The organism is Streptomyces sp. NPDC045678, from assembly GCF_056432085.1.
In genome coordinates, this window is sequence record NZ_JBWKJS010000004.1 from 563,206 (window position 1) to 586,253 (window position 23,048).

Annotated in this window: 15 protein-coding genes and 1 pseudogene; 10 read left to right on the top strand and 6 right to left on the bottom strand. The window is 72.9% G+C overall.

Annotated elements, in window-relative coordinates; translation table 11 throughout:
• Positions 1–26: 26 nt before the first annotated feature.
• Positions 27–1,244, bottom strand: coding sequence for a cytochrome P450 (locus AC07DO_RS16975; RefSeq protein WP_479060371.1), 1,218 nt, complete (start codon positions 1,242–1,244; stop codon positions 27–29).
• Between the two features lie 340 nt (positions 1,245–1,584).
• On the opposite strand from AC07DO_RS16975, the pseudogene AC07DO_RS16980 reads away from it, so the two are divergent.
• The 5 genes and pseudogenes from AC07DO_RS16980 to AC07DO_RS17000 form a co-directional block, all read left to right on the top strand.
• A pseudogene (locus AC07DO_RS16980) lies at positions 1,585–2,022 on the top strand (GNAT family N-acetyltransferase); the annotation flags it as partial.
• Positions 2,023–2,226: 204 nt separating this feature from the next.
• Positions 2,227–2,994, top strand: coding sequence for a class I SAM-dependent methyltransferase (locus AC07DO_RS16985; RefSeq protein WP_479060720.1), 768 nt, complete (start codon positions 2,227–2,229; stop codon positions 2,992–2,994).
• 332 nt (positions 2,995–3,326) lie between these two features.
• Positions 3,327–4,448 carry a ribosome small subunit-dependent GTPase A gene (gene rsgA / locus AC07DO_RS16990; protein ID WP_479060373.1) on the top strand — a complete coding sequence of 374 codons (1,122 nt, stop codon included), beginning with the start codon at positions 3,327–3,329 and terminating at the stop codon, positions 4,446–4,448.
• 254 nt (positions 4,449–4,702) lie between these two features.
• Positions 4,703–6,106: a DNA-3-methyladenine glycosylase 2 family protein gene (locus AC07DO_RS16995; RefSeq protein WP_479060721.1), complete on the top strand. Its 1,404-nt coding sequence runs from the start codon at positions 4,703–4,705 to the stop codon at positions 6,104–6,106.
• Positions 6,107–6,178: 72 nt separating this feature from the next.
• Positions 6,179–6,475, top strand: coding sequence for a hypothetical protein (locus tag AC07DO_RS17000; protein WP_479060375.1), 297 nt, complete (start codon positions 6,179–6,181; stop codon positions 6,473–6,475).
• A 69-nt stretch (positions 6,476–6,544) separates the two neighbouring features.
• On the opposite strand, the gene AC07DO_RS17005 is transcribed toward AC07DO_RS17000, so the two are convergent.
• Both AC07DO_RS17005 and AC07DO_RS17010 read right to left on the bottom strand, forming a co-directional pair.
• Positions 6,545–7,027 carry a DUF456 domain-containing protein gene (locus tag AC07DO_RS17005; RefSeq protein WP_479060377.1) on the bottom strand — a complete coding sequence of 161 codons (483 nt, stop codon included), beginning with the start codon at positions 7,025–7,027 and terminating at the stop codon, positions 6,545–6,547.
• 41 nt (positions 7,028–7,068) lie between these two features.
• Positions 7,069–8,097, bottom strand: coding sequence for a helix-turn-helix domain-containing protein (locus AC07DO_RS17010; RefSeq protein ID WP_479060379.1), 1,029 nt, complete (start codon positions 8,095–8,097; stop codon positions 7,069–7,071).
• Positions 8,098–8,323: 226 nt separating this feature from the next.
• Here AC07DO_RS17010 and AC07DO_RS17015 point away from each other — a divergent pair, with 226 nt between their 5' ends.
• The 3 genes from AC07DO_RS17015 (at position 8,324) to AC07DO_RS17025 (ending at position 15,806) form a co-directional block, all read left to right on the top strand.
• Positions 8,324–12,109 carry a S8 family peptidase gene (locus AC07DO_RS17015; RefSeq protein ID WP_479060722.1) on the top strand — a complete coding sequence of 1,262 codons (3,786 nt, stop codon included), beginning with the start codon at positions 8,324–8,326 and terminating at the stop codon, positions 12,107–12,109.
• Between the two features lie 130 nt (positions 12,110–12,239).
• Positions 12,240–13,943 carry a protein phosphatase 2C domain-containing protein gene (locus AC07DO_RS17020; RefSeq protein WP_479060381.1) on the top strand — a complete coding sequence of 568 codons (1,704 nt, stop codon included), beginning with the start codon at positions 12,240–12,242 and terminating at the stop codon, positions 13,941–13,943.
• A gap of 120 nt (positions 13,944–14,063) precedes the next feature.
• The gene (locus tag AC07DO_RS17025) at positions 14,064–15,806 is read left to right on the top strand and encodes a pyruvate dehydrogenase (RefSeq protein ID WP_479060383.1); all 1,743 of its coding nucleotides are present in this window, start codon (positions 14,064–14,066) and stop codon (positions 15,804–15,806) included.
• A gap of 36 nt (positions 15,807–15,842) precedes the next feature.
• Here the strand turns inward: AC07DO_RS17025 and AC07DO_RS17030 are convergent, their stop codons facing one another.
• On the bottom strand, positions 15,843–18,887 hold the full coding sequence (locus tag AC07DO_RS17030) for an alpha-mannosidase (protein WP_479060385.1): 3,045 nt from the start codon (positions 18,885–18,887) through the stop codon (positions 15,843–15,845).
• Between the two features lie 257 nt (positions 18,888–19,144).
• Here AC07DO_RS17030 and AC07DO_RS17035 point away from each other — a divergent pair, with 257 nt between their 5' ends.
• Positions 19,145–19,549, top strand: coding sequence for an ATP-binding protein (locus AC07DO_RS17035; protein WP_479060387.1), 405 nt, complete (start codon positions 19,145–19,147; stop codon positions 19,547–19,549).
• A gap of 25 nt (positions 19,550–19,574) precedes the next feature.
• Here AC07DO_RS17035 and AC07DO_RS17040 read toward each other — a convergent pair whose 3' ends face one another.
• Positions 19,575–20,651 (bottom strand): DUF2637 domain-containing protein, encoded by a 1,077-nt coding sequence (locus tag AC07DO_RS17040; protein ID WP_479060389.1) that lies wholly within the window; start codon positions 20,649–20,651, stop codon positions 19,575–19,577.
• A gap of 188 nt (positions 20,652–20,839) precedes the next feature.
• Entirely contained in the window at positions 20,840–21,712 is an 873-nt protein-coding gene (locus AC07DO_RS17045) for a (2Fe-2S)-binding protein (protein WP_479060391.1), read from the bottom strand.
• 139 nt (positions 21,713–21,851) lie between these two features.
• Here AC07DO_RS17045 and AC07DO_RS17050 point away from each other — a divergent pair, with 139 nt between their 5' ends.
• On the top strand, positions 21,852–22,562 hold the full coding sequence (locus tag AC07DO_RS17050; protein WP_479060393.1) for a GntR family transcriptional regulator: 711 nt from the start codon (positions 21,852–21,854) through the stop codon (positions 22,560–22,562).
• The last annotated feature ends 486 nt before the right edge of the window (positions 22,563–23,048 follow it).

The following is a 23,048-nucleotide window of genomic DNA, read 5'->3' on the forward strand; positions in this document are numbered from 1 at the left end:
GTGTTCCACGCGCGCTCCTCTGCTCCTCACCAGGTGACGGGAAGTTCGAGCATCCCCTGAATCGTGTCGCCCGGCTTGAAGGGGATGTCCTGCGGGGGCGCCGCGAGCCGCAGCCCCGGGAAGCGTTCGAAGAGCGTCCGGAACGCGATCTCCAGCTCGGCGCGCGCGAGGTTCTGGCCCAGGCACTGGTGGATGCCGAAGCCGAACGCCAGGTGGTGACGGTCCGTGCGGTGCCAGTCCAGGTCCTCGGCGCCTTCGAAGACCGTGTCGTCGCGGTTGATGAGGGACGTGGCGAAGACGACGCCGTCGTCGACGCGGATGGTGCCCGCCGGAGTCTCGATCTCCTCCTTCGCCACCCGCAGCAGCCCGTCCACGATGGACAGGAAGCGCAACAGCTCCTCGACCGCGTCCGGCAGCAGCGGCGGATCCGCGCGCAGCCCCGCCCGCAGTTCGGCCAGCCGGTCGGGGTGCTGGAGCAGCGTGAACGTACCGAGCGAGATCATGTTCGCGGTGGTCTCGTGCCCGGCGATCAGCAGGATGGTGGCCAGCCTGACGAGCTCCTCCGGGTCCACGGTGCCCGACGCGAGCTGCCCGGCGATCAGCTCGTCGAGCAGCCCCTCGCCCGGTTCCTTGCGCTTCTTGGCGATCAAGTCGTAGAAATAGGCGTCCAGTTCCTCCCGGGCCGCCTGCGTGTCCTCGGAGGTGGGGCCGCGCAGCAGCCGCCTCGACTGCTCCTCGAAGAACTCGTGGTCGCCGTAGGGCACCCCCAGCAGGGCGCAGATCACCATCGAGGGGACGGGCAGCGCGAAGGCGCTCACCAGCTCGGCGGGCGGCCCCTGCTCGGCCATCGCGTCCAGGAGCAGGTCGACCGTCGCCTGGATCTGCGGGCGCAGGGCCGCGATGCGCTTGACGGAGAAGCTGGGGATCATCATGCGGCGCTGTACCTTGTGCTCCGGGTCGTCGACCCCGAGCAGGGCGACCCTGCGGTCACGGACCCGGGCGAGCCGTTCGGCCGGAATGGGGAAGGCCTCGTTCTCGCGATCGGCGGAGAGGCGCGGATCGATGAGCAGCTCACGTGCCGCCGCCCGCCCGGTGACCAGCCACACGGAGCGGCCGTCGAACAGTCTGACGCGCGAGAAGGGCGCATCGTCGCGCAAGGGCGCGTACGCGGTGGGCGGGTGGTACGGACACGTGCGGTCCTGGGGGAAGTCGATGGATTCGATGGGGTTCGTTGTCTCCGTCATGGAAGTACCTCGCAAGCGCAGTTCGTCCCTGATCCACTCCCCATTGGATGGCTGAGGCAACTAATTCGTCCACGGCAAGACCGGCCAGATCGCGGGGGTGCGGGAGTTGTCCGGAACGGCACCCTCCGCTCAACCTGCCCGCGTCCATGGGGTCGTGACGGCTCGGCGGCGCGTTCGCGGTGGTCGGCGGCGACTGCGCGCGAGCCCGGTCCGGTGCGGCGACGCGAAGGCTGCTTCATGAGCGCCATGGACCGCCGCTGAAGGAAGAATTCCGGCCGACGTGCAACGGACCGGCGTGCGAAGATCCGGGTCGACCGCGAGGCCACTGTGGAGGACGAGGATGTTCGCGACACCCCTGGGAGACGGAGCGGAACTGCGCCCGCTGGAACCGTGGCAGGCCGAGGAGTTCCTCGCGCACATGGACCGTGGCCGCGACTACATCGGCCGCTACGTCGGACTCCCCGACATCACCGCCGACCTGGACTCCGCACGCGCCTGGCTCCAGGTGTTCGCCGACAAGGCCGCCGCCGACACCGGCCGCCTCTACGGCATCCGGCTCGAGGGACGGCTCGTCGGCGGCGTCCTCCTCCGGGCCTTCGACGCGGCGGCGGGCACGTGCGAGGCAGGCTGCTGGCTGGAACCGGACGCCGCCGGACGCGGCCTGGTCACGCGTGCGGTACGCGCCGTCCTCGACTGGGCGATCGAGGTGCGCGGCATGCACCGCGTGGAGTGGCGGGTGGCCCCCGAGAACACGCCGAGCATCAACGTCGCGAAGCGTCTCGGCATGACCCGCGAAGGCCGCCTGCGCGAGGACGACCCCTACCGGGGCGTACGGCAGGACACGGAAATCTGGTCGGTGCCGGCATCCGAGTGGCGGGAGGCGCGTGGGGCGGGTGAAGTGCGTGCGGGGCGGCAGGCGGTCTCCCCTCGCCGTGCGGACACGATCGATGCGGAGGCGGACATGATCGACGCGGAGGCGGACATGATCGATGCGGAGGCGGACACGATCGACGCGGAGTACGCGCACCCGCGCCTCGCCGCGCTCTACGACGTCCTCGACCCCGACCGCTCCGACCTCGACGCGTACGTCGCCATGGCGGAGGAGTTCGGCGCGCGCCGGGTCCTCGACATCGGCTGCGGCACCGGCGTCCTCGCACTGGAGCTCGCCGGGCGCGGCGTCGACGTGGTGGGCGTCGACCCGGCCGGCGCGTCGCTGGACGTCGCCCGTGCCAAGCCGGGCGCCGAACGGGTGCGGTGGATCCACGGCGACGCGCCGTCGCTCCCGCCCGGCCCGCCGCTCCAGGTCGACCTGGTCACCATGACGGCGAACGTCGCCCAGCAGATCACCGACCCGGACGCGTGGCGGGAGACCCTGCGCGCCGCCCGCGACGCGCTGCGGCCGGGCGGCCGTCTGGTCTTCGAGACGAGGGTCCCGGCCCGGCGCGCTTGGGACAACTGGACCCGCGAGGCGTCGCACCGCGTGACCCGGGTCCCGGGAACGGGCGCGGTCGAGAGCTGGGTCGAGGTGACGGCGGTGGACGGACCGCTGGTGTCGTTCCGCTGGACCTACGTCTTCGAGTCGGACGGACACGTGCTGACATCGGACTCGACCCTGCGGTTCCGTGAGCGCGCGGAGGTCGAGGCGGAACTGGTGGCGCAGGGGTACGTGGTGGACGAGGTCCGCGACGCCCCGGACCGGCAGGGGCGGGAGTTCGTGTTCGTGGCGCGGCGGCCGACGGCCGGGGGCTGAGGGGCGGCCCGTGACGGCGGCCGGTGGTCCAAGGGCCTTGCGGTGGGCCGGAGTTCGGGACTGCGGGGGACGGCGGAAAATAATCGGTGGTGGTTCGGGCGGGGGTGTGGATAGGGTCTGGGGTGTTGCCAGGCGGTCGTTCGCCGCCCGGTTCGGCTGAGCAGGATCAGATCTGGAGGTGTTGACCGATGGCTGTCGTTGCGACGGGCGCTGCCCGCATCCGGAAGTTCATCAAGTCCACCTCCGTGGCCACCGGCTGATCCGATCTCTCTCTGTGCCGCGCGCCGACAGCGTGCGCGGATGCCGGGGCCATCCCTGTGAAGGGTTCCCCCTTGTCTTCCTTGTCTTCCTTCTCGTCTTCTTCCTCCTCGCTCTCCTCGCATCCCCTCGCCCCGTACGGCTGGGACGCGGGCTGGGAAGCCGAGTTCGCGCTCTACGCGGCGCGAGGTCTCGTACCCGGGCGCGTCGCCCGGGTGGACCGCGGGCAGTGCGACGTCATCACCGCCGACGGCACCGTGCGCGCCGACACCGAGTTCGTCACCCCGCGCGACCCGCTGAAGGTCGTGTGCACCGGCGACTGGGTCGCCGTGGACGCGGACGGCGCCGATCCCCGCTACGTACAGACGTATCTGCCGCGGCGCACCTCCTTCGTGCGCTCCACCTCGTCCAAGCGGTCCGAGGGGCAGATCCTCGCGGCCAACGTCGACCACTCGATCATCGCCGTGTCGCTCGCCGCGGAGCTCGACCTCGCGCGGATCGAGCGGTTCCTCGCGCTCGGCTGGGAATCCGGCGGGCAGCCGGTCGTCGTGCTCAGCAAGGCGGACCTCGTGCCGGACGCCGCGACGCTCGGCCATCTCGTCGAGGACGTGGAGACCGCCGCGCCCGGCGTGCAGGTGCTGCCCGTCAGCGCCACGTCCGGGGAGGGCGTCGAGATCCTCGCCGCGGTCGTCTCCGGCGGCACGTCGGTGCTGCTCGGTCAGTCCGGCGCGGGCAAGTCGACGCTCGCCAACGCGCTGGCCGGCGCCGATGTCATGGAGGTGCAGGCCATCCGCGACGTCGACGGCAAGGGCCGGCACACGACGACCACGCGCAACCTCATCCCGCTCCCCGGGGGCGGGGTCCTCATCGATACGCCCGGACTGCGCGGAGTGGGCCTGTGGGACGCCGAGAGCGGCGTAGGACAGGTGTTCTCCGAGATCGAGGAACTGGCGACACGGTGCCGGTTCCACGACTGCGCCCACGGTGCGGAGCCGGGGTGCGCCGTGCTCGACGCGGTCGAGTCCGGCGTCCTCCCCGAACGCCGCCTCGACAGCTACCGCAAGCTGATCCGTGAGAACCGGCGCATCGTCGCCAAGACGGACGTGCGGGCCCGTGCGGAGATGCGGCGGCAGTGGCGGTTGCGGGGGGCGGAGGGGCGGGCGGCGCTCGAGGTCAAGCGGGGGCGCTTGCGCTGAGCCCGGGCGGTGTCGGAGGCCTGGGGCTGCGCCCCTGGGCCCCCGCTGCCGGGGGTGCGTGCTTCGGCCCCGCGGGCGGGTGCGGGTTCGCTGGGGCCGGGCGCGCAGTTTCCCGCGCCCCTGGGGCTCCTGGGCCTGCGCCCCTCGCCCCCCGGGTCCCGGGCCCGCCACCCCGCGCCTCACCCCCCACCTCCACCTCCACGTCCGAATTCCGCCAGACCCCGGCCTCCGCTCCACCCCACAATGGAGGCGTGATCGATGAAGAGACCAGGTACGAGGCCGTGCGCAGCCGGGACGCCCGGTTCGATGGTGCGTTCTTCTTCGCCGTTCGGACCACCGGCATCTACTGCCGTCCCAGCTGCCCCGCCATCACCCCGAAACGTCAGAACGTCCGCTTCTACACCACCGCGGCCGCCGCCCAGACCTCCGGCTTCCGTGCCTGCCGGCGGTGCAGGCCCGACGCCGTTCCCGGGTCCGCCGACTGGAACGTCCGCGCCGACGTCGTAGGCCGCGCCATGCGCATGATCGGTGACGGTGTCGTCGACCGTGAAGGGGTACCGGGGCTCGCCGTGCGGCTGGGGTACAGCGCCCGGCAGGTGCAGCGTCAGCTCACCGCCGAGCTGGGCGCGGGCCCCGTCGCCCTCGCGCGGGCGCAACGCGCGCACACCGCCCGCGTACTGCTGCAGACCACGGACCTGCCCGTCACGGAGATCGCCTTCGCCGCCGGATTCGCCAGCGTGCGGCAGTTCAACGACACGATCAGGACGGTCTACGCACTGACGCCGACCGCCCTGCGCGCCGCCGCCCCCCGCCGAGGCGCCGCCCGCGCCACCCCCGCCGCCGGCATCCCGCTCCGCCTCGCCCACCGCGGCCCCTACCGCGCCGACGCCGTCTTCGACCTGCTCGCCGGAGAGACCGTTACCGGCATCGAGGAGGTCACCGGCGAACGGGGCGCCCGCACCTACCGGCGTACGCTCCGGCTGCCCCACGGCACCGGCATCGTCGCCGTCGAGGAGACGCACCACGAAGGCACGGGGACCGGCGCGCACTCAGCCGGTGACGCCGTGCACCGCGGCGGCTGGCTCGACGCCCGGCTGCACCTCACCGACCTGCGCGACCTCACCACGGCCGTGCAGCGCCTGCGCCGACTCTTCGATCTGGACGCCGACCCGTACGCCGTGGACGAGCGGCTCGGCGCCGACCCCCGGCTCGCCCCGCTCGTCGCCGCGAGGCCAGGACTGCGGTCGCCCGGCACCGCCGACCCCGACGAGTTCGCGGTACGCGCGTTGGTGGGGCGGGAGGGTGCGGGGCGCCTCGTGCGGGAGTACGGCACCGTGCTCGACGCCGCGTGCGGCGGGCTCACCCACACCTTTCCCGCCCCGGCCGCGCTGGCCGCCGCACCGGGCACGCTCGGCGCGCTGGCCACGGCGCTCGCCGACGGCTCCCTGCGCCTGGACGCGGGTGCGGACCGCGATGACGCGGAGGCGGCGCTGCGGGCCCTGCCGGGGTTTGACGCGCGGACGGCCTCGGTCATCCGGATGCGGGCGCTCGGCGACCCGGACGTGGCGCTGTCCGGCGGGCCGGAGCCGGTGCTCGACGCGTGGCGCCCCTGGCGGTCCTACGCGCTGCACCACCTCGCCCTCGCCGACGCCTCATAAGAGGCCCTCTCATCCGAAGGGGGCAGACTGCGGCACCGTCCCGACCGCCCCCGACCGGTAGAGGTGCGGCCCATGACCCACGGAAGCACCAGGCGCGGCCAGCTCGTCCGTCGCGCCCGTCGCGCCCGTCGCGTCCGTCGCGTCCGGCGGGCCGTCATAGCCGCGGCCGCGGCGGCCGTACTGGCGGCCACGACCGGGGCCGCGTTCCCCGCCCGCGCTCCCGGCCACCACCAGCCGCCCGCCACCGTCCTCCAGAACGCCCCCTCCCCGCACGCCCCCGAGGGCAACACGCACAAGCTCATCCGCGACCAGATAGACATCGACCTCGACGACGAGAACCGCCACCACCCCCACCACCGCCCCCGCTGAACAGCCCCCGCACCCGGAGCGCTGCCCCCGAACCCACCCCTCACCACAGCCCCCGTCGGCAGCCGCCCCTCACCCCCAAATCAGCGCCCCCAACCACGCCCCCAGAACCAGCAGGCAGGCGAACAGTTCCGTCAATACGCTGCTTCCGCCCATGCGCATGGCTGTTCGTGTCGCCGTGACCGCCTCGCCGTGGCCGCCGAGCCGCAGGCGTTCCCCGGCGTAGATCCCGGCGACGAAGCCCGGGAGCGCGCCGATCACCGGCAGGACGCAGAAGCCGAGCAGCGCGCCGGCCCCGGCGAAGACCGCCATGCGGCGCGTCGCGCCGCTCTCGCGCAGGCGGCGGGGCGGCAGCTGCCAGCGGACGGCCTGCGCCGCGAGGAGCACGAGCGTCGCGCCGACCAGAATGCCCCAGGCCAGGCCATTCGGGTCCTGCAGCGTCCACCAGAGGACCGCGGCCCACACCAGCCACGCCCCCGGCACGCCGGGCACCAAGACTCCGCACAGGCCGAGCAGCATGACCACGCCGACCAGCAGGAGTTCCCACGCTCCCATCTGCCCAGCGTGCCGCAGATCCGGTGAAACCGCAGGTCAGGTTAGTCCTGGTGCGGGCCGTCCTGGTGGATGGGGCGGGGCCGCGCCCGGCGTGCCACCCAGTTCCGTTCGTACGCGTGCCAGCCCAGCTGCAGCCGCGTCGTCACGCCCGTCAGCTCCATCAGACGCTTCACCCGGCGCTGGACGGTGCGGAGGCCGAGGTCGAGCTGTTTCGCGACGCTCGCGTCCGTCAGGCCCGCGAGGAGGAGGGAGAGGATCTCCAGGTCCGTGCCGTCCGGGCCCTCCGGCGCGTCCTCGCTGAGCGTGCCGCCGTCCTCGCCGATGCGCAGCGGCAGCGCCTCACGCCACACCGCCTCGAAGAGGCCCGTCAGCGACTCCAGCAGGCCGCTGGCGTGCACGACCAGCGCGGCGGGCTCCGCCGTGCGCGAGGTCAGCGGCACCATCGCGAGCGTGCCGTCGGCGATCACCAGTTTGGTGGGGACGCGGTCCACGACCCGCACCTGCTCGTCGCGGCCGATCGCCGCCGACAGCTCCGCGAGGCCCGTCGGGAGGTCGAGGACCGTGCGCTCGACCACGACGCGGTAGCGCACGCCGCGGCCCGTCGCCTGCTCCTCGGCGCTGTTCTCCGTACCGGTGATGGCGACGGGGCTGCCGGTGACGAGGGCGCACACCTCGTCACTCGCGCCCAGCTGCAGCTGGAGGAAGCGCTGCGAGACGGCGGCCGCGCCGGTGACCACCTCGACCAGGTCGTGGACGGTGGGCTCGGTGGCCTGCGCGCGGTACTCCTCCGCGAGCAGCGTCGCCGCGAGCTCCGCCTTCTCCAGTTCGTGCCGCTGCTGGGTGAGGAGCGCGCCGAGCGCCACGCCGGGCGGCGCCGCCACCCAGCGGCCCGCCCTCCCGGAGGCCTGCGCGGCGAGCCCGTGCCGCTCCAGGCGGCGCAGCGTCCGCTCGGTCTCCGGCTCGCCGAGGGTGAGCCTGCGCGCGAGATCGGGCACGTCGGCGGCGCCCACCGACACCAGCGCCCGGTACGCCGACTCGTGCGTCTCGTCCAGACCTATCGCAGCCAGCATGCGGCGACGCCCCTCCCAGTGCTCCGTTCCGGCGGCGCCGTGGCGGGAAACAGCCACGGCGTAAACCCGCCCGGGGACATCATCCCCGTACCGCCCGTCCCGATGACAAGGTGACGCCACCGCAGCACCAACCGCGGCCTCCTTTGCGGCCTTTGGGTCGTGTTGGCCGTGTTTCCGCATGCCTGTCTGCACAGCAGCCCGCATGCCCACCAACCTGGGGAGAGCGATGCGCCTGATATCGCGTACGGCCTTGGGGGCGGCTTCCGCCGTCGCCCTCGCCGTCACCGCGGCCGTCTCGTCCGCGGCCGAACCACGCACGGACACGGCGAACACGGCGAACACGGCGAACGCGGCGGACAAGAGGCCACTGGTGGGCAGCGGCCCCCAGCGCGAGGGCGGCTCCGTCGTCACCCTCGTCACCGGCGACCGCGTCCTGGTCGGATCCGACGGCGAGAACGGGGCGGGGGCCTCCGCGCTGCCCGCCGAGGACGGCACGACGCCGCTGATCCAGACCAGACAGTCCGGCAACGATCTGTACGTCTACCCCGAGGGCGCCGTCCACGCCCTCGCCGAGGGCCTCGTCGACGAGGAGCTCTTCAACGTCACCGGGCTCGTCCGCCAGGGCTACGACGACGCGCACTCCAAGAAGCTGCCGCTCATCGCCGTCTACGACAGGTCCGTCGACGTCGCCCGCGCCGTGCCCGCCACCCCGCGCGGCGCCGAGCGCGGCCCCGTCCTCGAACCCGTCGACGGTGTCGCCCTGAAAGCCGACAAGAAGAAGGCGGGTGCCTTCTGGGCGGAGATCACCAACCCCAGGTCCCGTGCCGCGGGTGAGCTGAAGAAGCTCTGGCTCGACGCCAAGGTCGAGGCCACCCTCGACCGGTCCACCAAGCAGGTGCGCGCCCCCGAGGCCTGGGCCGCCGGATACGACGGCAAGGGCACCAAGGTCGCCGTCCTCGACACCGGCGCCGACGCCGGGCACCCCGACCTCAAGGGCCGCGTCGGCGCGACGAAGAACTTCACCGACTCGCCGGACAACGAGGACCGGCAGGGCCACGGCACCCACACCACCTCCACCGTCGGCGGCTCCGGCGCGGCGAGCGGCGGCAAGAAGAAGGGCGTCGCGCCCGGCACCGAGCTGCTGCACGGCAAGGTACTCAACGACAGCGGGTCCGGCGCCACTTCCTGGATCATCGAGGGCATGCAGTGGGCCGTCGACCAGAAGGCCGACGTCGTCTCGATGAGCCTCGGCAACCCCGCGCAGACCGACTGCACCGACCCGATGAGCACGGCGACCGAGGAGCTCGCGCGGTCCGCGAAGGACACCCTCTTCGTCATCGCCGCGGGCAACACCGGGCCGTCCCTCAACTCCGTCTCCTCGCCCGGCTGCGCGCCCGGCGTCCTGACCGTCGGCGCCGTCGACCGCGACGACACCACCGCGCCCTTCTCCAGCCGCGGGCCCGCGTACGGTTCGCACACCCTCAAGCCGGAGATCGCCGCGCCGGGCGTCGGCATCTCCGCCGCGGCCGCGGGCGGCAGGGGCGTCCACGCGTACCAGTCCATGAGCGGTACGTCGATGGCGACCCCGCACGTCGCGGGCGCCGCCGCCCTGGTCAAGCAGCGCCACCGCGACTGGAGCGCCCGGCAGATCAAGGCGGCCCTCGTCTCGTCCGCCGACAGCCGTGTGCCCGGTGACGCGCGCGAGACCGGCGGCGGGCGTCTCGATGCCAAGGCCGCCATCGACCAGAAGGTGCTCGGTTCGCCCGCCGTGCAGGGCGGCAGCTTCGGCTGGCCGCAGGACTCCTCCGACCGCACCACGGTCGACGTGCCCTACACCAACACCACCGACAAGACGGTCGAGCTGAGGCTGTCGGTGGGTGGTGTCACCGGCAACGACGGTTCCTCCGTCCGCTCCGGCGTCGCACGGCTCGGCCAGAGGTCCGTCACCGTCCCGGCCGGAACCACCGTGAAGGTGCCGCTGAAGATCACCCCCGACGCGGACCTGAAGCGCGCCCAGTACGGCGACGTCACCGGACGCGTCCTCGCCACCGCGAACGGCGGCGTCCGCGTCTCCACGCCCTTCTCCCTCTACGTCCAGCCGGAGACCGTCAGCCTCCGCGTGAAGCTGATCGACCGCGACGGCGAGCCCGCCGCCGGCGCGTCGTCCGTCGACCTCATCGGCACCGACACCGCCACCGGCGAGCGGCGCTTCAACGAGGGCGCGCACGACCAGACGTACCGAGTCCGCCCCGGCTCCTACTTCCTGACCGGGTTCATCGACACCCGGGACGCCGACGGCGACCGGAGGCTCACCGACTCCCTCGCCCACCTCGCCCGTCCGCAGGTCGAGGTGGAGAAGGACACCACGGTCACCCTCGACGCCCGCAAGGCGCACCGTCTCACCGTCAAGACGGACAAGGCGTCCGAAGTGCGCGGGGCCACCCTCGCCTTCGCCCGCACCTGGGGCAAGGACAACTGGCTGCACGCGGGCACCGCCGCGGGCCCGCGCACCGTCCGCTCCTACTACCAATCCGTCGAGGGCAAGCCGGCCGACGGCACCTTCGAGTCCGGCAGCTACTGGCGCGCCGCGGCGCCCCAGATCTCCGAACTCGCCGTCGTGGGCGGCAAGAAGCTGCACCCCCTGACCGCCTCCCTCGGCTCCGCCAACCTCGACGGGACAGGCAGGGCCGCCGTCGTCGACGCGAAGTCCGGCACCGCGCAGGAGCTCGAAGCCGCGGGTGTCAAGGGCAAGATCGCCCTGGTCGAGGCGCCCGACAGCGGTGACGTGGTGACCGTGGCCGCCGAGGCGAGGAAGGCCGGCGCGGTCGCCGTCCTCGCCCATCGCGCGGTACCCGGCCGCTGGTACCCGTCCGCCGGACTCGCCGGCTCCCCGCTGCCGGTCCTCGGCATCGAGCCGGACGAAGCCGCGCACATCATGTCCCGACTGGGCTCCGGAGCCGTCGAGTTGACGTGGCAGGCCACCGCGAGCAGTCCCTACGTCTACAACCTCGCGTTCCCCGAGACCGGTCAGATCCGCGACGGCCGCAGCTACCGCGTGCGGGACAAGGACCTCGCCGCGAACGAGGCGACGTACCGTGCGATGGGCCAGGCCGCGGACTACGTGGACCTGCCCTCCGCGGTCCGTCCCACCGGCCTGGAGATCTACTTCGGCAGCCTCGCGTCGGTCCCCGCACCCGGCAAGCGCACCGAGTACTACTCGGCGGGCACGACCGGCTGGGGCCACCAGGTGTCCAGCAGCTTCCCGTACGGCGAGTTCATGATCGACCCGGTGCGCACGTACGAGAAGGGCGAGCGGCGCGAGGAGACCTGGTACGACGGCGTCCTCACACCGGGCGCGCCCCGCGACGCCGCGGGCAGGCCCGCGCTCGCCGGTGAGCGCCAGGGGAACCTGATCGGGGTGGCCCCGGGCTTCTGGGCCGACGCCGAGCACGGCGGGATCCAGGGCAGCTTCGGCGACATCGGGTCCGTGCGGCTCGAGCGGGACGGCGAGGTCGTCGGGGAGTCCGGCTGGCCGTCCGGGGTGTTCGACGTCCCGGCCGAGGACTCCGCGTACGAACTCACCCTCACCACCATGAAGCTGGGCTCGCGGGTGTGGCAGCGGTCGACGTCGACGGAGACGACCTGGTCGTTCCGCTCGCACCTCGACGAGAACGCCGCCTCGCAGGGCATCCCGATGCTCTTCCCGCGGTACGGCATCGCCGAGGACGGACTCAAGACCCTGCCCGCGAAGGACGGACAGCGGATTGAACTCGGCGTGACGGGGCACGCGGGCTACGAGCCCGGCACGCTCACCAAAGCGAAGCTGTCGTACTCGTACGACGAGGGCCGGACGTGGACGGCGGCGAAGACCGCCGAACACGGCGGAAAGTGGAGCGCGACCGTGAACCACGCGGACGCTTCCGGCAAGCCGGTCCGGCTCAGAACCCAACTGACGGACGCCCACGGCAACTCCGTCACACAGACCGTGGCCCGCGCCTACGACGTGCGCTAGCCACACCGGCCCCGCCGGGCGGTCCTCCTGTGGGGGGTGGGCCCGCCCGGCGGCCTCCGTTGTCGCCGAGATGGCCGGAATTTCCGGATGCACCGTTTTCGTACGGCCGTCGCGGTGGAAAATTAGGGGCATGAGCCAGCAGGGGGACAGGCCCAACGGTCGCGACGACGACTGGTGGGGACAGCTGTACGACGACGCCGCGCCGGACACGGGTCCGGCCCCCGCGCCGGACACCCTGGACGACCGGTACGCCTCGGCGTCGGACGCGCTCCAGGAATCCTTCCCGACGCAGCGCCCGTCCACGGACCCCGCCGCCAGGGACCCGGCCGACGCCCGCCCCGGGCCCGGAAGCGGCGCGGATGCCCCCGCCGACGTCGACAACCCCCCGCGCACCCCGGTCCGGCCGCCCGCCCCCCGCGGCGACGACGCACCGCCCGACCGGCCGGGCCCTCCCGAGCCCTCCGCCGCCCACGGCCCCCGCGGCGGCAGCGCGTCGGCCGACGCGCCGGGTCCGCCTCACGGCCCGCCCGCCGCCCGCGATTCGGCCGGCCGGCCGGAACACCCCGCGCCTCCCGCCCCCGAAGACCCCGCCGCGCCCCGCACCCCGCGCACCCCGCCCACCTTCACCGCCCCGGCACCCTGGGCGCCGCCCACCGCGCCCGCCGGTCCGTCGACGTTCCCGGCCGGGGAGCGCGGCGGTGGTGCCGAGGGGGCCGGGGACCGCGACGCGACGGGCGGGTACTCCGCGGCGTCCACGGAAGAACCCCGCGCCGGCGCGCCCGCCTCACGTCCGCCCGGCGCCGATGGCACGCCCGCCTTCCCTCCGCCCGCCGCCTCCGGCGCGTCTCCGCGACCGGCCGACGACGGGGTCCCGTACGTAGGGGACGGACCGCCCACCTATGAAGCCGAGCCCACCGTGCTGCCCGCCGCCGACCCCGACGACCTCGGGGACCTCGTCGCCGACACCGTGCTGGACGGCGCCCGGTACGGGGCGGGCACGCTGCGTGCCGCCTCCGTGCGCGGGGACTCCGCCCGGTACCGGGGCGAGCCGCGACGCGACGCGCTGCTCACCGCCCGCTTCGGCACCGGCGAGGACGCCCTCGTGCTCGTCGCCATGGCCACCGGCGCCCGCGCCACCCCGGGCGCGCACCGCGCCGCCGCCGAGGCGTGCGACTGGATCGGCCGGGCCGTGGGCCGCAGCCACCTGCGGCTCTCCGAGGACATCAGGGCCGCCCGGCGCGGCGACCTGAAGTCGGGCCTGCACCGCCTCACGGACCGCAGCCTCGGCAAGCTCCGCGCGCACGCCGTGGACCTGGGCCTGGAGCCGGACGAGTACGCCGCGTCCCTGCGCTGCCTTCTCCTCCCCGCCGACCCCCGGTGCCGTACGCGCGTGTTCTTCGGCGTCGGCGCGGGCGGCCTCTTCCGGCTGCGCGACGGCGCGTGGCAGGACATCGAACCGCGCGTCGCCGACGCCACCGGCGAGGCCGTCGTCGGCTTCGGATCGCCGCCCCCGCCCGAGCCGCCGCAGGAGGGCGACCGGCTCACCATGGCCCTGGGGATCACCACACCCCCGAGCCCGTACGAACCGGCACCCGAGCCGCCCCGCGACCCCTTCCGTTTCCGCGCCTCCGTCGCCCGCCCGGGTGACACGCTCGTGCTGTGCAGCGAAGGCCTCGCCGAGCCGCTGCGCGGCGAACCCGAGCTCGCCGAACACCTCACCCGCCGATGGGAGAAGGGCGGTCCGCCGGGGCTCGCCGCGTTCCTGGCCGACATCCAGGTCAGGGTCAAGGGGTACGCCGACGACCGGACGGCCGCCGCGGTCTGGGAGGCATGAGCGGCGATCTTGTGAATTCATGGACCGGAGGAATGCCCGCGCAGGAGTACGAGTGAAGTCCTGGTCCACGGGTCACACGGGGTGAATCACGGTTCACCAGCGTCGGAAGGTGCGTACAGCATGGCCAAGCAGAACGTCGCCGAGCAGTTCGTCGACATCCTCGTCCGCGCGGGCGTCAAGCGCCTGTACGGAGTCGTCGGCGACAGCCTCAACCCGGTCGTGGACGCCATCCGACGCACCAAGGACATCGACTGGATCCAGGTGCGGCACGAGGAGACCGCCGCCTTCGCGGCCGGTGCCGAGGCCCAGATCACCGGGAACCTCGCCGCCTGCGCGGGCTCCTGCGGCCCCGGCAACCTCCACCTGATCAACGGCCTGTACGACGCGCACCGCTCCATGGCCCCGGTCCTCGCGCTCGCCGCGCAGATCCCGTCGAGCGAGATCGGGCTCGGATACTTCCAGGAGACCCATCCGGACCAGCTGTTCCGCGAATGCAGTCACTACAGCGAGCTGATCTCGACGCCGAAGCAGATGCCGCGGCTGCTGCAGACCGCGATCCAGAACGCCGTCGGCCAGAGCGGCGTCAGCGTCGTGTCGCTGCCCGGCGACATCGCGGGCGAGCCCGCGCCGGAGAAGGCCGCCGAGACCGCGCTGGTCACGTCCCGTCCCTCCGTGCGCCCCGGCGACGCGGAGATCGAGCAGCTCGCCGCGATGATCGACGAGGCGGACAAGATCACCCTGTTCTGCGGCAGCGGCACGGCGGGCGCGCACGCCGAGGTGATGGAGTTCGCCGAGAAGGTCAAGTCCCCGGTGGGACACGCCCTGCGCGGCAAGGAGTGGATCCAGTACGACAACCCGTACGACGTGGGCATGAGCGGCCTGCTCGGCTACGGCGCCGCCTACGAGGCCACGCACGAGTGCGACCTGCTGATCCTGCTCGGCACGGACTTCCCGTACAACGCCTTCCTGCCGGACGACGTGAAGATCGTCCAGGTCGACGTCCGCCCGGAGCGCCTCGGCCGCCGCTCGAAGCTGGACCTCGCCGTCTGGGGCGACGTGCGCGAGACGCTGCGCTGTCTGACCCCGCGCGTCTCGCCGAAGTCGAACCGCAAGTTCCTCGACAAGATGCTGAAGAAGCACGCCGACGCGCTGGAAGGCGTGGTGAAGGCGTACACGCGCAAGGTCGAGAAGCACGTCCCGATCCACCCCGAGTACGTCGCCTCGGTCCTCGACGACCTCGCCGCCGACGACGCGGTGTTCACCGTCGACACCGGCATGTGCAACGTGTGGGCGGCCCGCTACCTCACCCCGAACGGAAAGCGCCGCATCATCGGCTCCTTCAGCCACGGCTCGATGGCGAACGCGCTGCCGCAGGCGATCGGCGCCCAGTTCGTCGACCGGAAGCGGCAGGTCGTCTCGATGTCGGGCGACGGCGGCTTCTCGATGCTGATGGGCGACTTCCTCACCCTCGTGCAGCACGACCTGCCGGTGAAGGTCGTGCTGTTCAACAACTCCTCGCTGGGCATGGTGGAGCTGGAGATGCTGGTGGCCGGGCTGCCCAACTACGGCACGGCCAACCACAACCCGGACTTCGCCGCCGTCGCCCGCGCCGCGGGTGCCTACGGCGTACGGGTGGAGAAGCCCAAGCAGCTCGCCGGCGCCCTCAAGGACGCCTTCGCGCACAAGGGCCCCGCCCTCGTCGACATCGTGACCGACCCGAACGCCCTCTCCATCCCGCCCAAGATCAGCTCGGAGATGGTGACCGGCTTCGCCCTCTCCGCCAGCAAGATCGTCCTGGACGGCGGGGTGGGCAGGATGCTGCAGATGGCCCGCTCCAACCTGCGGAACGTACCGAGGCCGTGAGCCCGTTCGACCGTCGACCCCGGCACGCCCACGGACTCAGGCGGGCCGCAGCCGCAGCGTGACGATCTGGAACGGCCGCAGCGCGAGCGCGAGACCGGTCTCGCCCGTCCCCGCCTCGTGCAGCGGACGTTCCAGCAGGTCCGTCACCTCGGCCCGCGCCACCGGGAAGGACGTGCTGAGCGTGGCCGCCGCCCGGCCGCCGCGCGACTCGTAGAGCCGTACGATCACGTCGCCGCTGCGGTCGTCGGCGAGTTTCACCGACTCGACCGTGACCGCCGGATGGTCGACGTCCACCAGTGACGGAAGGACGGGGGAGTCCGCGACGCGCAGCGGCAGGTTGAGCGCGAGGCCCTCCGCCACCGCGTCGCCGGTCGCGGCCCCGGGCAGCAGCGCGTACGTGAAGCGGTGCCTGCCCTGGTCGGTCTCCGGGTCCGGGCTGTGCGGGGCCCGCAGCAGCGTGAGACGCACGGTGGTGCCGAGCATGTCGCCGTGCTCGGTGCGCGTCACGTCGTGGCCGTACGTCGCGTCGTTGAGCACCGCGACGCCGTACCCCTCCTCCGCCACCCGCAGCCAGCGGTGCGCGCAGATCTCGTAACGCGCCGCGTCCCAGCCCGTGTTGGCGTGCGTGGGCCGGTGCACATGGCCGAACTGGATCTCGGCGGCGGACCGTTCGGCGTGCACGTCGAGGGGGAAGGCCGCCTTGAGGACCTTCTCCGACTCCCGCCAGTCGACGTCCGTGACGACGTCCAGCCGCCTGCTGCCCGCCGCGAGCCGGATCTCCTGCGTGATCCGCGACGCCCCGAAGGTCCGCACCACCCGCACCGCGACCCGCAGCGGCCCGTCCTCGACGAGCTCGACGGAGTCGGCGTCGGTGAGGTCGGTGTGCCGGCGCCGGTAGTGCTTGTCGAGGTCCCACGCGTCGTAGTGCGTGGGGTGGTCGGGGTGCAGCTGGAGGAGGTTGCCGGGGGCGGCGAGCACCTCGCGGCCCGCGTCCAGGTCCTTGACGGAGGCGAGCAGCCCGGCGGCGTCGACGGTGACGCTCAGGTGCTCGTTGGTGAGCAGGATCGTGTCGCCGGTGGTGTGCGCCACCGCGCCGCCCCCGGTGTCCCGTGCCGCGTCGAGGCTCTGCGTGCCGAGCGCGGGCACGTCGACCCGCACCAGCATGCCGTCACCGGGGTCGACGACCTCGCTGCGCGCGTACGGCGAGGCGTTGAGCACCGCGGGCCCTCCCGGGCCGAGGGACCGCACGGCCGACGCCGTGACCTCGTCGAGCTCGGCCAGGACCCGCTCGTAGGTGTCGCGGGCCTCCCGGTGCACCCAGGCGATCGACGAGCCGGGCAGGATGTCGTGGAACTGGTGCAGCAGCACCGTCTTCCACAGCCGGTCGAGCGTGTCGTACGGGTAGACGTACGCGGGGTCGCGCACCGCGGCCGCCGTGCACCACGACTCGGCCTCGCGCAGGGCGTGTTCGCTGCGCCGGTTGCCGCGCTTGGTGGCGGCCTGGGTGGTGTACGTGGCGCGGTGCAGCTCCAGGTACAGCTCGCCGGACCAGACCGGGGCCTGGGCGCCGTACTCCTCCTGGGCCGTCGCGAAGAACGCCGACGGCTTCTCGATCTCGACGCGCGGCGAGCCCTCCAGGGAGCGCAGGCGCCGCGCCCGCTCCATCATCTCGCGGGTGGGCCCGCCCCCGCCGTCGCCCCAGCCGAACGGCACCAGGGAGCGCGAGGCGCGTCCCTTGTCGGCGAAGTTCCGTTCTGCGTGGGCGAGTTCGGCGCCGTGGAACTGCGAGTTGTAGGTGTCCACGGGCGGGAAGTGGGTGAAGACGCGGGTGCCGTCGATGCCCTCCCACCAGAAGGTGTGGTGCGGCATCTTGTTGGACTGGTTCCAGCTCAGCTTCTGCGTGAGGAACCAGCGGACGCCCGCGAGCTTCGCCAACTGAGGGAAGGCGGCGGTGTAGCCGAAGGAGTCCGGCAGCCAGATCTCCTCCGTCTCGACGCCGAGCTCCTCGCGGAAGAACCGCATGCCGTGCGTGATCTGCCGGGCGAGCGCCTCGCCGCCCGGCATGTTGGCGTCCGACTCGACCCACATCGAGCCCACCGGCGCCCAGGTGCCGTCCGCGACCGCCTTCTTGATGCGCTCCCAGATGTGCGGCTGGTGCTCCTTGACCCACGCGTACTGCTGGGCCTGCGAGCAGGCGAAGACCAGCTCCGGATACTCCTCGGCCAGCGCCGTCACGTTGGCAAAGGTCCGCGAAGCCTTGCGCACCGTCTCGCGCAGGGGCCACAGCCACGCCGAGTCGATGTGCGCGTGTCCGGCCGCCGATACGCGGTGGGCGCTGGCGTGCGCGGGCCGTGCGAGGACGTCGGCGAGTTCCGCCCGCGCGGCGGCGGCCGTGCCCGGTACGTCGTGCAGATCGAGCGCGTCGAGCATGTCCTCCAGGGCGCGCAGGATCTCGTGCCGACGCGGACGGTCGGCGTCCAGTTCCCGCATGAGCTCGGAGAGCACCTCGATGTCGAGGATCAGCTGCCATACGTCCTCGTTCAGTACGGCGAGATCGGCAGACGCGAATCGGTAGATCGGGGTATTGCCTGCGGTCAGGACGTCGCCCAGGGGTGTCGGCACGAAGTCGTGCAGAACGGCCGGATTGGCCGCCGCTTCGAGAAGTAGGTGCACCGGTTCGCCGCCTTGAGCTGGGGAGGCCACCGGAATATGCCGATTGCGCGGGTGAACGCCTTTGAGGGGGACGCCCGCCGCGTCGTAGACGAGCCCCTCCGCCTGGAAGCCGGGTCCCTCGCCGGTGAACCCGGGGTCGATCACGACCTCGACCCGGCGGCCACGCCACTCGTCGGGCACCTGTCCTTGAATCCGGAACCAACTGGTCGACCAGGGACTTCCCCACTCCGTGCCGGTCTCGAAGGGCTCGTACTCCGCTTCGAGCGCGGCCCCGACGGGCACCGGCTCGCCCGGCGCGTGCCACACGGAGAGGGTCAGCGGCGTGCGCCGCGTGTACTGGGCGGGACGGATGAACTGGCGCAGCGCCCGTTCCAGGCGGCCTTCCACCAGCAGTCTGTCGTCGTGCACTCGTGCTCCTCGGGACGCTCGACGGTGGGGTCCACCGCTTCACTTCCCCTCAACTCCCGAATGCACCCCCCGCCATTAATTGATGATTCGACAAGCGTGCGGTGACCGGCCCGGGGCATGCATCCCGTGAGGCTGTTCGAAAGGGAGGCAGAGACATCGCATTGTGGGCGGGGGTCATGACGAGGCATTCACGAGGGGGCGGCTCCGGCAATCTCGGGGCTTCTTCACCGGACATACGGAATGAGAGGACCGGTGAGATGCGGAGCGGGCCCGACCGGGGTCAGCTCACGCGGCGGCTGGGGAGAGCGGATCTGCGCGCGGTGTCCGAGGTCAGGAAATCCCTGAGGGAGCTTCTGCGGCACTGGGGAAAACCGGGTAAGAGCGAGATAGCCGAACTCCTCACCAGTGAACTGGTCACGAACGCACTGGTGCACACCGATCACGAGGCGGTCGTCACGGCGACCGTGGGCCCGCACGGCCTGCGCGTGGAGGTGAGGGACTTCGTGGGCCACCGGCCGGAGCCGCGGGTACCGATCGCCGACGACGGTACGAGCGGCAGGGGCCTGATCCTGGTGCAGTCACTCGCCGACGCCTGGGGGGTACGGGCGCACGGCGTGGGGAAGGCGGTCTGGTTCGAGCTCGACGGCGGCGGCGCGGCCTGAGCCTGCCGCCGCCGTACGGGCCGTGTCAGCCGAACTGCTGCTCCAGGTCCTTCAGTTTCCGCTCCAGCGAGTCGAGCCGGGGCAGGGCCTGCGTGTCGTCCTCGGCCGTGAGGTCGACGGTGACGGGAGCCACGGGAGCGGCACCGTCAGGGCCGTTCCTGACGGCCTGGAGGGAGGGACGGGAGCGTACCGGCAGCTGTTCCTGCGCCGCTATGGCAGGGTCCGCGCCGACCTGCGCGGACCCGGCGGCCGGTGCGACGGCCTGCACGTCCACCTGGCGGCCGCCGCCACGGCCCTGCCAGTTCCGGTGGCCCCGGCTGAGGGCCTTGAGCTGTGCGCGCTCCAGCTTCTCCTGATCACGCCTGCGCAACCGGGTCTGTTCCCTCTCGCGGCGGTCCTCCCGGACCTCCTCGACGGCCTCGTCCAGGGTGCGTACGCCTTCGAGGAGCATCAGCGACCACGCCCCGTAGGTCTCACGGGGCGCCCGCAGCCACCGCACGATGCGGATCTGCGGCAGCGGCCGCGGCACCAGACCCTGCTCGCGCAGCGCGGCCCTTCGGGTCTGCTTCAGCGCGCGGTCGAAGAGGACCGCCGCCGAGAGCGACATGCCCGCGAAGAACTGCGGAGCGCCCGCGTGGCCAAGACCCCGCGGCGCGTGCACCCAGTTGAACCAGGCGGCGGCGCCCGCGAACGTCCACACGAGCAGGCGCGAACCGAGGGCCGCGTCGCCGTGACTCGCCTCGCGCACGGCGAGGACGGAGCAGAACATCGCCGCGCCGTCGAGGCCGAACGGGACCAGATACTCCCAGCCGCCGGAGAGGCTGAGGTTCTGCCGGCCGAAGCCGACCAGGCCGTGGAAGGAGAGCGCCGCGGCGACGGCCGCGCAGCAGAACAGGAGCACGTAGGACGCGGTTCCGTAGACGGCTTCCTTGCGTCTGCGGCGTTCCTCGCTGCGCTCCCACGACTCGTCGCTCGCGCTTCCCTTGGCTGCTTTGGCGTGGCCTCGCTTGCCGCGCGTGAGCACCGCAACCGCCACCAGCAGGCCCAGGAGCAGGACGCCACCCGGGAGCAGCCAGTCCAGCGATATGTCGGTCAGTCTCATCTGGGGGTCCCTTGCATTGCGGTAGGGCGTAACGGGCGCCATATTGACCCAACCCGAAGGGACCCCACGGGGTTTCGGCGCAAGAGGACGCCATGGGGGTGCAAGGGAGCACACACGGCGTACTTTTGCTCGAACTCGCGGCTGAGTGCCGGATGTTGAGTTCGAATAAACGCGCGTGAAACGGTGGTTCAGGCGGAAGCGGCCGCTTCGGCGTCCGCGCTCAGCCGCGCGATGCGCTCAGCGTCGCAGGTGCGCGGGCAGGTGACGCAGGTGTCGTCGGGGCGCAGCGTGTAGAACATGCAGCAGCTCGCCCGGTCACGGGTCGGCAGCGACTCGCCGTTCGGGCCCGTCAGCTCCCGGAATCCCGCCGTGCCCACGTACGGCTTGGTGGCGCCGGGCAGCAGCCGCTCCAGCTCCGTCATCGCCCGCTGCTCCTCGCCGAAGAGGTGCGCCACGTACCAGAGACCCTCGACGATCTCGTCCGTGGCGAGGCTCCACAAGGCGCGCGAGCGGCGCCGCATCCGCGGTCCGAAGCCGTCCAGGAGCGGACCCAGGTGATCGGCGACGGCGGCCCGCACCTCCGCGCGCAGGGCCTCCTCGTCCGGTACGACGCGGGCGTCGGGCCGCGCCGCCGCCGGGTCGTCCGGCAGACAGGCGAAGCCGTCCGACCGTACGGCCATCCGGCCCAGCGTGCGGTGGAAGGAGACGTCGGCGACCGGGAAGCGGGGGACACGGCGCTGCAGGAACCAGGGGACCGTGATGAGCAGGGTGGCCGGCCAGGCGTAGCGGTGCAGGCCGAAGCTCGCCACCACGTCCGGGCGGGCCTGGACGCCGTAGTCCTTGAGGACCTGCGCGTTGTCCCACGCCAGGAACGCGTCGAGGTCGGCCCCGCCCTCCGCGAGCCGGGCGGCGGTGACCCAGCCGCCGCCCTGTGGGGCCTGTTCCTCGTGACCGAGTTCGGTGATGCGCAGTCCGGAGTACACCTCGCCCAGGCGGGCGTAGGAGTCCGCTACGGCACTGGGGGCGCCCTGGGTGGGTGCGGCCAAGGTGGGGACGGACATGCGGGGGACCACCGAATCGCGATCGATAGCAGGTTAGCCTTACCTTACCCGACGTGATCGATGTTTCAACTCCGGTCGTGTCCGCCTATGGTGCCTCTCGTACCTTTCACAGCGATCAGAGGCAGGGCGGGGTCAGGCGGTGGAGCAGACCGGAGCACGCGAGGGGGGTCCCCTCGCCGGGGCGCCGCGCGTCCGGGTGCCCGAACAGGCCGGCACGCGTCAGACGGTCCGGCGCAGCTCCGTGCGCGGCCAGATCCTGGCCGCGCTGCGTTCCGCGCTCGTCGGCGGCGAGCTCACGCCCGGCGAGGTGTACTCGGCGCCGGCCCTCGCCGAGCGCTTCGGCGTCTCCGCGACACCCGTCCGCGAGGCGATGCAGCAGCTGGCCACCGAGGGCGCCGTGGAGGTCGTCCCCAACCGCGGCTTCCGCGTCGTCGAGCGCGGCGCGCGGGAACTGGCGGAGCTCGCCGAGGTGCGGGCGCTGATCGAGGTCCCGGTGATGCTGCGCCTGGCCCGTACGGTGCCCGCGGCGCGCTGGGCCGAGCTGCGGCCGCTGGCCGAGGCGACCGCGACGGCGGCGGCGGGCGGCGACCTGGCCCACTACGCCGAGTCCGACCGCGCCTTCCACGGCGCGGTGCTCTCGCTCTCCGGCAACCAGCAGCTGGTCCAGGTGGCGGAGGACCTGCACCGCCGCTCGCAGTGGCCCCTGGCGAGCGGCCCCGTCGCGGGCCGCCGCGCCGACCTGGTGGCCGACGCGGCCGAGCACATGGCCCTGCTCGACGCCCTGACCGCCCAGGACCTGCCCGTGGTCTCCTCCCTGGTCCGCGAACACTTCACGGGCGCGTCGGCCTGAACGACGCCCGCTCGCGGCTCGGTGGCGCAGCGTCGGGCCGGGCGGCGGGGGCGGGCGGGGTACTCCATCGGGCGCGCGGCGTCCCGCCGGTGCCTCACCGGGTGTGGGGTGTCCCGCCTGCGCCCTGCCGGGGTGTGGGTTGTCCCGCCGGTGCCTCGCCGGGTGTGGGGTGTCCCGCCGGTGCCTCGTCGGGTGCGTGGCGCTCCATCGGTGCCCCGCCAGGTGTGGGGTGTCCCGTCGGTGCCCGCCGGGTGCGCGGCGTCCCGCCGGTGCCTCACCGGGTGTGGGGTGTCCCGTCGGTGCCCGCCGGGTGCGCGGAGTTCCGCCGGTGCTTCGCCGGGTGTGGGGTGTCCCGCCGGTGCCCGCCGGGTGCGCGGCGTCCCGCCGGTGCCTCACCGGGTGTGGGGTGTCCCGCCGGTGCTTCACCGGGTGTGGGGTGCCCCGCCGGTGCCCTGCCGGGGTGCGCGGCGCTTCACTGGTGCCCCG

Bases quoted from the DNA above. Each gene is read 5' to 3' on its own strand.
- AC07DO_RS16975 (WP_479060371.1), bottom strand. From the start codon at position 1,244: ATGACGGAGACAACGAACCCCATCGAATCCATCGACTTCCCCCAGGAC.
- AC07DO_RS16985 (WP_479060720.1), top strand. From the start codon at position 2,227: ATGATCGATGCGGAGGCGGACACGATCGACGCGGAGTACGCGCACCCG.
- AC07DO_RS17000 (WP_479060375.1), top strand. From the start codon at position 6,179: ATGACCCACGGAAGCACCAGGCGCGGCCAGCTCGTCCGTCGCGCCCGT.
- AC07DO_RS17005 (WP_479060377.1), bottom strand. From the start codon at position 7,027: ATGGGAGCGTGGGAACTCCTGCTGGTCGGCGTGGTCATGCTGCTCGGC.
- AC07DO_RS17010 (WP_479060379.1), bottom strand. From the start codon at position 8,097: ATGCTGGCTGCGATAGGTCTGGACGAGACGCACGAGTCGGCGTACCGG.
- AC07DO_RS17015 (WP_479060722.1), top strand. From the start codon at position 8,324: ATGCGCCTGATATCGCGTACGGCCTTGGGGGCGGCTTCCGCCGTCGCC.
- AC07DO_RS17020 (WP_479060381.1), top strand. From the start codon at position 12,240: ATGAGCCAGCAGGGGGACAGGCCCAACGGTCGCGACGACGACTGGTGG.
- AC07DO_RS17025 (WP_479060383.1), top strand. From the start codon at position 14,064: ATGGCCAAGCAGAACGTCGCCGAGCAGTTCGTCGACATCCTCGTCCGC.
- AC07DO_RS17035 (WP_479060387.1), top strand. From the start codon at position 19,145: ATGCGGAGCGGGCCCGACCGGGGTCAGCTCACGCGGCGGCTGGGGAGA.
- AC07DO_RS17040 (WP_479060389.1), bottom strand. From the start codon at position 20,651: ATGAGACTGACCGACATATCGCTGGACTGGCTGCTCCCGGGTGGCGTC.
- AC07DO_RS17045 (WP_479060391.1), bottom strand. From the start codon at position 21,712: ATGTCCGTCCCCACCTTGGCCGCACCCACCCAGGGCGCCCCCAGTGCC.